4 protein-coding genes are annotated in these 10052 nt (G+C 40.7%); 2 read left to right on the top strand and 2 right to left on the bottom strand.

Features of this window, described 5'->3' with window-relative positions; genetic code table 11:
• Positions 1-463 precede the first annotated feature (463 nt).
• Together AAOP42_RS06270 and AAOP42_RS06265 are read left to right on the top strand one after the other, a co-directional pair.
• Complete coding sequence (locus AAOP42_RS06270) at positions 464-754, top strand: hypothetical protein (RefSeq protein ID WP_349527617.1); 291 nt, start codon at positions 464-466, stop codon at positions 752-754.
• A 682-nt stretch (positions 755-1436) separates the two neighbouring features.
• The gene (locus AAOP42_RS06265; protein ID WP_349527616.1) at positions 1437-3920 is read left to right on the top strand and encodes a carboxylesterase family protein; all 2484 of its coding nucleotides are present in this window, start codon (positions 1437-1439) and stop codon (positions 3918-3920) included.
• A 114-nt stretch (positions 3921-4034) separates the two neighbouring features.
• On the opposite strand, the gene AAOP42_RS06260 is transcribed toward AAOP42_RS06265, so the two are convergent.
• Both AAOP42_RS06260 and gltB read right to left on the bottom strand, forming a co-directional pair.
• Positions 4035-5486, bottom strand: a complete 1452-nt coding sequence (locus tag AAOP42_RS06260; protein WP_349527615.1) for a glutamate synthase subunit beta — start codon at positions 5484-5486, stop codon at positions 4035-4037.
• Between the two features lies 1 nt (position 5487).
• Complete coding sequence (gltB, locus tag AAOP42_RS06255) at positions 5488-9972, bottom strand: glutamate synthase large subunit (RefSeq protein ID WP_349527614.1); 4485 nt, start codon at positions 9970-9972, stop codon at positions 5488-5490.
• Positions 9973-10052 lie beyond the last annotated feature (80 nt).

Raw genomic sequence — 10052 nt, 5'->3', positions numbered from 1 at the left:
GGACAAAGGTGGACTAAACAAGGTGCGCAGCACATGCTAAATTTAAGGGTGGCACATATGAATGGACAATGGGACAAAGTAATCAAGATGGTTAATACAGAATTTAAAAATGTGGCATAAACGACAATTTGATATGCACCCGATTTTGTGAAAGCCGACATAATAAGAAGGGAAGTATAATAACGACACCACAACAAAAGCTCATAAAGAATACTGCTTTGCAGCAGGCGCAACGCAAAGCGTTACGCTTCAAAGTCAAGCCGTTTTGGTGAATTGTGCCGAACTGCTACATAAAAAATGTATCATAATGACATTCAACGACTAAAAGGAAAATACACCACATAGCAAATGCTTCCATGAATGTGGGTTCATTCGCCTTTGTTGGACTTGTGTCCAACAAACCACTAGACTGAACTAATCACAAATCATAACAATTGACTTACCAACCTTAAAAACAAATAATATGAAAAGAATTAAAAAATTTGGAGTTTACCAGACGGCAAAGGTTTCAGGTATCATTTATTTTCTAATTGCAGCAGTTTTTATGATCCCTTTTGGAATTATAAGTTCGATGTTTGGTGGTGGTAATTTTCCGGGTTTTCCATTTGGAGGTGGATTCTTTTTCATTTTTATGCCATTTCTGTATGGAATTATTGGGTTTATTATGGCAGCAATTGGATGTTTGATTTACAATGCGATTGCCAAGTGGACAGGAGGAATTGAATTGGAAGTTGAGACAGTAGATGAGGCATGAGATAATTAAAAACACCTGCGAGTCAGTAGACCTAGAGATTCACTTAAACAAAATAACTCACCTTGTCACCTTGACGAAGGAAAGGTCTTGTAGTTTAGTTGAAGGTAGTATCCAATAGCAGGGCTGTCTGTATGTTTGACTTGGGTCTTCATGACGTATTTACATTTGAATTCTTAGGTTTTGTTGACTGGTTGAATAGGGCAAAAACTGAATTGAGATCCTTCATTGCATTCAGGATGACAACAGTTGCAGATTCGGATTGTACTGTTTTTGTTTTGATATTTATAGTGTTCTTGTCACGTTAAAGCGAAGGTCTTGTTGGTTAGTTGAGATAAAAACCAGCTACATGACTGCAAGTAGATGGTGCTTGGCTTATTGTGATGCACTTCCACTCGGTTTCCGTCATTTCTGCGGAGGCAGAAACCTCATAAGGATGCTTCAAGGTTTCTGCAATGTGAGACCCCTGTTTTGTCTCCAGCAAACAACCGAATCAATCTGGTTCGCTGTTAATTCATGGTGTAAAATCTTTGCAAGAGACAAACTCTGCATAATTCTATCAATTGATTTCTAACAATAGGATAGAAAGAAAAAAATGATTTCCTTTGGCTAGGGGACTATTCAGCTTTCAACGACATTCACTTACAGGTATTTATACACAGGCCATCTAATGTCAATTTGAAAAATGAAAAGTAGTAGTCTTAAAAATCAGATAGTAGCAATTGCTACACTTCTGATTTTATCAACCAGTATTTCTCACAGCACACTATCACAGAGCGGTTCAGTTATAACTTTCGAAAAAGGATTGGCTGTAAACCTCGGGCCTTTTGTGAAATACCCACGCTATGCCAGATCAGAATTTCCGACAGATATAGTAGTTTCTAAATTGATGGATGGCTCGTTGGATCGTCCCACAGACAATGGAATTTTGATGCGATATTCGGCCGATAGTGTAGTAAGGTGGGGAGCATTGGAAGCTGACGAGACCAGCTATTTCAATAGTGATAAATTTGCCTACGGAGGATTGTATCTGGAATATGAAAGCCCTTCTGATCAAGTTATGATGTTTGATGCTTCAGGTCATTCAAAAGCCTATGTCAATGGAATACCTCGTGAAGGAGATCATTTTGATTTCAAAATAACCAAGATTCCGGTGAAACTGAAGAAGGGGCTGAATACATTCTATTTGGTTGGGGGAAGAAATCCGAAAATGAGAGCTACATTATACGCTCCGGATTCTCCGGTTATGCTCTCAACCGATCACATTACTCTGCCAGACCTTGTAGTGGAGGAAACAGGCTTTAAATGGGGTGGAATTATGGCCGTTAACGCTACTGAAAAACCTGCATCCGGCTATGTAATAGAGAGTATTGTCAATGGTACCAAAAAAACAAAAACAGATGTACCAACGATTGAAAGGTTAACCTCCAGACGTATTCCTTTTCAGATAAGTGAATTGACTGGGGTACAAGATGAGCAAGTGGAGGTACAGGTAAACCTGTTGGCCAAGTCTGGTAAGCAATTGAGTTCGGTCACATTTCAACTTAAAAATAAGGAGTCAGGCGAGCTTCACGATGGTACTTTTATTAGTGGAATAGATGGTAGTGTTCAATATTATAGTGTTTCACCGGGAAAAGTGCCGGAGGGTACAAATCCGGCACTTTTTCTTTCCGTGCATGGTGCAGGTGTGCAGGCTCGAAATCAGGCGGGTGTTTATGCATCCAAAGATTGGGGGCATTTGATTGCACCTACCAACCGGGGACCTTTTGGGTTCGCATGGGAAGATTGGGGCAGGTTGGACGCTCTGGAAGTGTTGGCTATTGGAAAAAAATTGTTTAATCCGGATCCACAAAAGATATATCTCACTGGCCATTCTATGGGTGGACATGCCAGTTGGTATCTGGGAGCATCCTATCCCGATTATTGGGCAGCTATAGCTCCTTGTGCAGGTTATCCAGAACTGCATGGATGGATTCAGCATACCCGAAAGGTTGAGACGGCAATTCAAAAAATGTACGAAAGGGCGAGTAATCCACAAAGGACTAAATTATTGGTTCGTAATTATTTACACTATGGTGCATATATCAATCATGGAAATAATGATCAGGTGGTTTCGGTAGAACATGCCCGGGAAATGAAAAAAATATTGGCTGATTTTCATCCTGACTTTGCCTATTATGAATATCCTGAAGGTGGCCACTGGTATGGGAAAAACTCAGCAGACTGGCCTCCGTTGTTTGATTTTTTGAAAACTCATGAAATACCAAAACCGACCGAAGTACGTAAATTGGAATTTTATACGGCCAGCCCCGGAGTTTCGGCCAGCTCCAATTGGGCAACTATATACCAGCAAAATCATCCTTATCAACTTAGCAATGTAAACTTACAATTAGGAAAAGATTCCCTGTCAGTGTCAGGAACAACCGAAAATGTATTGGTCATGAAATTGGATTTGGACAAGGCAGGTTTAAAGTTTCCATTGTCAATTAAAATTGATGAAGGGTCGCTGACAGTTGAGCCTATGCAGTCTGAAATATGGCTGGTTAAAAATAAGCAGGGGAATTGGGAAACCAGTTCACAACCCGATTTGAATGAAAAAGGACCGCATAGATCTGGCAATTTTAAAGATGCTTTTCGCCACAATGTTGTTTTTGTGTATGGTACTGGTGGTTCCAGAGAAGTAAATGATTGGAATTACTATAAAGCCAGGTATGATGCAGAGACATTTGGATACCGTGGAAACGGATCGATAGAAATAATACCGGACAATCAATTTGACCTGAAAAAGTATAAAGACAGGGGGGTAATTGTATATGGCAATGCAGACAACAATAAGGCATGGAAATTACTTCTTAGCAAAAGTCCTGTTCAGGTGGAAGATGGGAAAATACAAATAGGGGATAGAATTGTATCTGGTGATGATTTGGGTTGTTATTTTATATATCCCCGGCCTGATAGTGACATTGCTTCGGTAGGAGTGGTTGCAGGTACAGGGCTTGCAGGGATAAAGGCAGCCCATGCCAACCAATATTTTATGGGAGGTACTGCATTTCCCGATCTTACAGTATTAGGCAAAGATGTTTTTGAAAAAGAATATGAATCCATAGAATGTACTGGTTTTTTTGGCAATGACTGGAGTGTGGAAAATGGTGATTTTGTTTGGAAGTAAAAAAATAATTTCACCACCAGCTCAATGGTTTTGAAGAGCGGGAAGTAAAATGAAAAATGCCTGTTCATCAATTTGAACAGGCATTTCGAATTATGTTTCATATTCAGATTGATGTTATCCCAACTCGAAGAAGGAGGTTGATTTGGATTCTAAGACTGATTTTCCCATAAGGTACTCATCTACTTGCCTTGCAGCTTCCCGGCCTTCTGAGATGGCCCAAACTACCAATGACTGACCTCTTCTCATATCTCCGGCAGCAAATACGCTTTTAACGCTGGTAAGGTATTCTCCTTCATTAGCAATTACATTGCCTCTGTTGTCGATTTCTACACCCAATTGTTCAAGCATTCCTTCTTTTTGTGGGTGCACAAATCCGGCTGCTATCAACACCAGTTCGCAAGGAATAATTTGCTCACTGCCTTCTATTTCGGTAAAACCTTTTTCGTTCCATTCTATATTTACCAACTTCACCCCCGTCAACTCACCTTTGTCATTTCCAATAAATTCTTTGGTGAGAATTGCCCAGTCTCTTTCACAACCCTCTTCATGTGAGGTGGAGGTTCGCACTACCATAGGCCACTCAGGCCAGGGATTTTTTATCGTTCTGTCGGTTGGTGGTTTGGAAAGCAGTTCTATCTGGGTAACAGACTTTGCTTTGTGTCTATTGGACGTGCCTACGCAATCCGATCCTGTATCCCCACCTCCGATTACAAGCACGTTTTTGCCTGTAGCCAGTATTTCTTCGTCATTTATGTCTCTTCCGGCAACTCTTCTGTTTTGTTGCCCCAAAAATTTCATGGCAAAATGGATGCCTTTCAATTCTCTGCCGGGAATGGGTATATCGCGAGGGATAGTAGATCCGCCGCACAATACTGTAGCATCGTATTCCTTTACCAATTCGGTGGCAGTGATATCTACTCCGACATTAGTGTTGGTTTTGAAAGTGATACCTTGTTGCTCCAATAGTTCAACACGACGTTCTACAATATGTTTGTCAAGTTTGAAGTCCGGTATTCCGATTCGTAGTAATCCACCAACCACTTCGTCTCTTTCAAATACCGTAACATCATGTCCAACTTTGCTGAGTTGAGCAGCAGCCGCCAATCCGGCAGGGCCAGATCCTACTACCGCTACTTTTTTGCCTGTTTTCTCCGATATTTTTGGTGTCACCCAGCCATTCTCAAAAGCTTTTTCAATAATGCTTTTTTCGATGTGCTCTATAGCAACAGGATTTTTGTTGATTGACAAAACGCAACTTGCCTCACATGGTGCGGGGCAAATTCGCCCGGTAAATTCAGGAAAGTTGTTGGTGGAAGAGAGAATATCATAGGCTTCTTTCCAGTCTTCCTTATATACAGCATCGTTGAAATCAGGAATCTGATTGCCTAGTGGACAGCCACTGTGGCAAAAAGGAACGCCACAGTCCATACATCTTGCAGCCTGAGTTTTTGTTTTCTCATCAGCAAACGGCAGGTAAATTTCCTCAGAGTCATTTATTCTTTCCTGTGGACTCCTCGAAGAGGGCAACTCCCTGTTGAATTTTAAAAAACCATCAATTTGTCCCATATTATGCTACTTTTTCTTCTTGTTGTTTCTGCTCTGCCAATACTCTTTTCATATCGTGTGGCATTACTTTAATAAAAAATTTGCTCAGTGCTTCCCAATCATTCAATATGTAAGAAGCCATTTTACTATTGGTTTCAGCAAGGTGCTCTTCCACCATAGACTTGACATCACTCAGGTCTGTTGCATCAGGTTGGTCGATATCTACCATTTCAGTGTTGCAATTGATAGCAAAGTTGTCGTTGGGATTGAAAACATAAGCTACACCGCCACTCATGCCGGCAGCAAAGTTTTTACCTACATTTCCCAGTATTACTACTTTCCCGCCAGTCATGTATTCACAACCGTGATCACCAACTCCTTCTACTACTGTTTCAGCACCTGAGTTTCTTACACAAAAGCGTTCACCGCCAAGCCCATTTATAAATGCCTTTCCGGAAGTAGCTCCGTAGAATGCTACGTTACCTATAATGATGTTTTCATGAGGAACAAAAGTGGCTTCTTTTGGTGGTTTGATTACGATTTTTCCACCAGACAATCCTTTTCCTACATAATCATTGGCTTCTCCTTCAAGATTGAATTTCACACCCTTTGCAAGGAACACTCCAAAACTTTGACCAGCCGAACCTGTAAAGTTTACAGTGAACGAATCTGTAGGAAGTCCTTTTGCTTTGTGCTTCAATGAAATCTCATAAGAGAGCATCGCTCCGGCAGACCTGTCAATGTTGATGATAGGATAACTTACTTCTGTTTTTCCGGATTTCCAATCTGCTATGAGTTTTCGGTCTAATATGTTTTCTAATTCATGATCCTGATCAAACTGATGGTATATGCCCACATTAGAGTTTACTTCTCTTTCATAAAGAATAGGAGATAGGTCAAGACTTTGCAATTTCCAATGATCCAGATCCGATCTTACTTTCAATGTTTTGGCTTTCCCAACCATTTCATTGACAGTTCTGAATCCAAGCTCAGCCATGATTTCCCTTAACTCCATAGCAATGAAAGTGAAGAAATTGACAATATGCTGAGGGTCACCTGTAAATAGCTTTCTAAGTTCAGGGTTTTGAGTAGCTATACCTACGGGACAAGTATTCAGATGACATTTTCTCATCATTATACACCCTTCAACGATGAGGGCAGTAGTACTAAATCCATATTCTTCTGCTCCCAAAAGCGTTGCTATAGCAACATCTCTTCCAGTCATCAATTTGCCATCAGTTTGTAGCACAACTCTACTTCTAAGGTTATTTTTTACAAGAGTCTGATGTGCTTCTGACAATCCTATTTCCCATGGCAGACCAGCATGACGGATCGAACTCAATGGAGATGCACCTGTTCCTCCGTCATATCCGCTTACCAGAATTACATCTGCTTTGGCTTTGGAAACCCCGGATGCGATTGTACCAACACCTGCTTCAGACACCAGTTTTACATTGACCCTTGCATTTGGATTAGCATTTTTCAGGTCATAAATCAACTGCTTTAAATCCTCGATAGAGTAGATGTCGTGGTGAGGTGGGGGAGAGATTAACCCCACACCAGGGGTTGAAAATCTAACTCTGGCAATCCAGTGATCTACCTTATGGCCAGGAAGCTGTCCTCCTTCTCCGGGCTTTGCTCCCTGAGCAATTTTGATCTGTATTTCTTCGGCTTCCGACAGGTAGTAGCTGTTTACTCCAAACCTTCCTGATGCTACTTGTTTTATGGCAGACCTTTCATAATCGCCGTTTTCTTTTCTGATAAATCTGGCTTCATCTTCTCCACCTTCTCCACTGTTACTTTTTCCGCCGATCCTGTTCATGGCTATTGCCAATGTGCTGTGAGCTTCGTGAGAGATCGATCCGAAAGACATAGCTCCTGTGGCAAACCTCTTGAGAATGCTCTCTATAGGTTCTACCTCCTCTATGGCTACAGATTTTCTTTTCTTAAATTCAAACAGGCTTCTTAGTGTGTAAAGCTTTGTTTGGTGGTCATATATGCTGTTTGAATATTTTTTAAACAAACCATAATCATTCAGTCTTGTGGATTTTTGCAACAAATGGATGGTTTCCGGATTCAATAAATGACCTTCTCCGTTTCTTTTCCATTGGAAATATCCTCCAACCTCAAGTATATTTTTAATTTCTTTGTTTGGATATGCAGCCTGATGTTTGGCCAGGCATTCTTTTTCAAGTCCTTCGAATGTCAATCCCTCAAGACGACTTAATGTCCCTTTGAAACATTTTTCTATAACATCCTGACCTAGCCCGACACATTCGAAGATCTGTGCACTTTGATAAGATTGAAGGGTACTGATACCCATTTTAGACAAAATCTTAAGTAATCCCTTTCCTATGCCATATCGGTAATTTTCATGATATTGTTTAACAGGAACTGAGTTGTCAATTACTTTTTCGTCATATAACTGGTCTATGATGTCATAAACCCTAAACGGGAAAATACAGCTGGCACCATAGCCTACAATAGTGGCGTAGTGATGTGTTTCCCAAATATCTCCACCTTCAATGACAAGCCCGGCTTTTGTCCTGATTCTTTTATCAATAAGATAATGATGTACTGCTCCAGTTGATAGTAACGATGGAATAGGTACTCTTTTATTGCTGATATTTCTATTACTGATAATCAGAATGTTGATACCTTTATTGGTGGCTTCCTCACTTTGTTTTGAAATAAGATCTAAAGCATCTTCCAATGAAGTTTCACATGGATCATAGGTGGCATCAATGGTGGCTGCAGTAAACCCTTTGTCCTCCAGATGGATTAACTTACTGAATGCACTTCTTGACAATACCGGTTGTGAGATGTGAATTTGCTTGGTGTGTTCAGGAGATTCATCCAGAATGTTCAAAGATTCTCCGAGTCTTGTGAAAAGAGACATTACCATTCTTTCCCTGATGGGATCAATCGGCGGGTTACTTACCTGAGCGAAAAATTGTTTAAAATAATTTGAAATGTGTTGACTTTGCCGGGACAAAACCGGAATTGGAGAGTCAGCACCCATAGATCCAACGGGTTCCATTCCTTTTTCTGCCATAGGAGCAATAGTCATTTTGACATCTTCCTGAGTATAGCCATACGCTTTCATTTCGCTCAGCAAGATTCCTGATGGTATTTTTTCTGCTTCAAACTCCGGAGGTTCGATCAATCTTAGTTTGATTCTTTGTTCGTTGATCCAGTCAGAATATGGTTTGTTTTCGACAACCTGGGCTTTAGCTTCGTCATCTTTATAGATTTTCTTTGCTTTAAGGTCAGCTATCAGCATTTTGCCCGGTTGCAATCTCCCTTTTTCCAGCACTTTACTTTGGTCTATATTGATGACTCCTACCTCAGATGCCATTACCAATCTATTATCACTGGTAATGCAATATCTCACAGGACGAAGGCCACTTCTGTCAAGGGTAGCACCAATCAAACTGCCGTTGGTAAAGAATAAAGCTGCAGGGCCATCCCAAGGCTCCATCATAGAAGCATGGTACTTATAGAAAGCTTTTCTTGCTTTATCCATTTGGTCATTGTCCTGCCATGCTTCAGGTACCAGCATCATCATGGAGTGAGGCAATGATCTTCCACTGAGAGAAAGTAATTCTACTATTGCATCAAGATTTGCAGAATCGGAGTTTTTTGGATCGGTAACAGGAAGCAACCATTTCAATTCTTCGTCGGTATAGTACGGTGAATTCATCAAAGCTTCCTTTGATTTCATTTTGTTGACATTACCTCTGATTGTATTGATCTCACCATTGTGGGCAATCACTCTAAACGGTTGTGCCAATCTCCATTTTGGAAATGTGTTGGTAGAAAACCTGGAGTGCACTGTAGCCAAAGCTGAAGTGAATGTAGGGTCTGTTAAGTCACGGAAGTACTTAGGAACCTGCTCTGTTTTTAATTGCCCTTTATATACGATGGTATTGGCTGAAAGGCTACAGATATAAAACTGATCGTTTTCAGCCTCTACGTTTTTTTGCACTTCGTGTGTGGCATAATTACCGAGTACAAATAATTTTCTTTCCAAGTCTTCGGGGCTAAGTTTTTCTATTGGCTTAACGAATACCTGCTCTATATATGGCTCTACAGCTTTAGATTCATGGCCGGGTACCGAATCATCAACAGGTACAAGGCGGTACCCAATCAGTGTAAGACCTGATTTTTCTATGCATTCATTCAGCACTTTTCTACACTCTTCCCGTGTTTCGTAATGTTTAGGGAAAAATATCATTCCTACACCATACTCCTTTTCCGGTGGTAGCTCTATACCGAATGCACCCATTTTGTCTGAAAAGAAGTCATGAGGCACCTGAACCAAAATACCGGCACCATCGCCAGTGTTTGGATCGCTACCTGTTGCACCTCTATGCTCCATGTTTTCGAGCATGGTCAACGCATCTGCCACTACTTCATGAGATTTCTTTCCAGAATAATCTACTACACAACCTACACCACAACTGTCGTGTTCTAACGAGGGGTGATATAAACCTGATCCTTGCATATCCTAATTTTATGATTGTAACGCTGGAATATCCAGACTTTTTGCCAATTAAAGAACCGCAAAATTACCAAAAATGAAGC

The sequence above is a fragment of the Reichenbachiella sp. MALMAid0571 genome, assembly GCF_040151475.1.
Lineage (GTDB): Bacteria > Bacteroidota > Bacteroidia > Cytophagales > Cyclobacteriaceae > CAXBNB01.
This window is presented reverse-complemented; position numbering and strand designations above follow the sequence as displayed.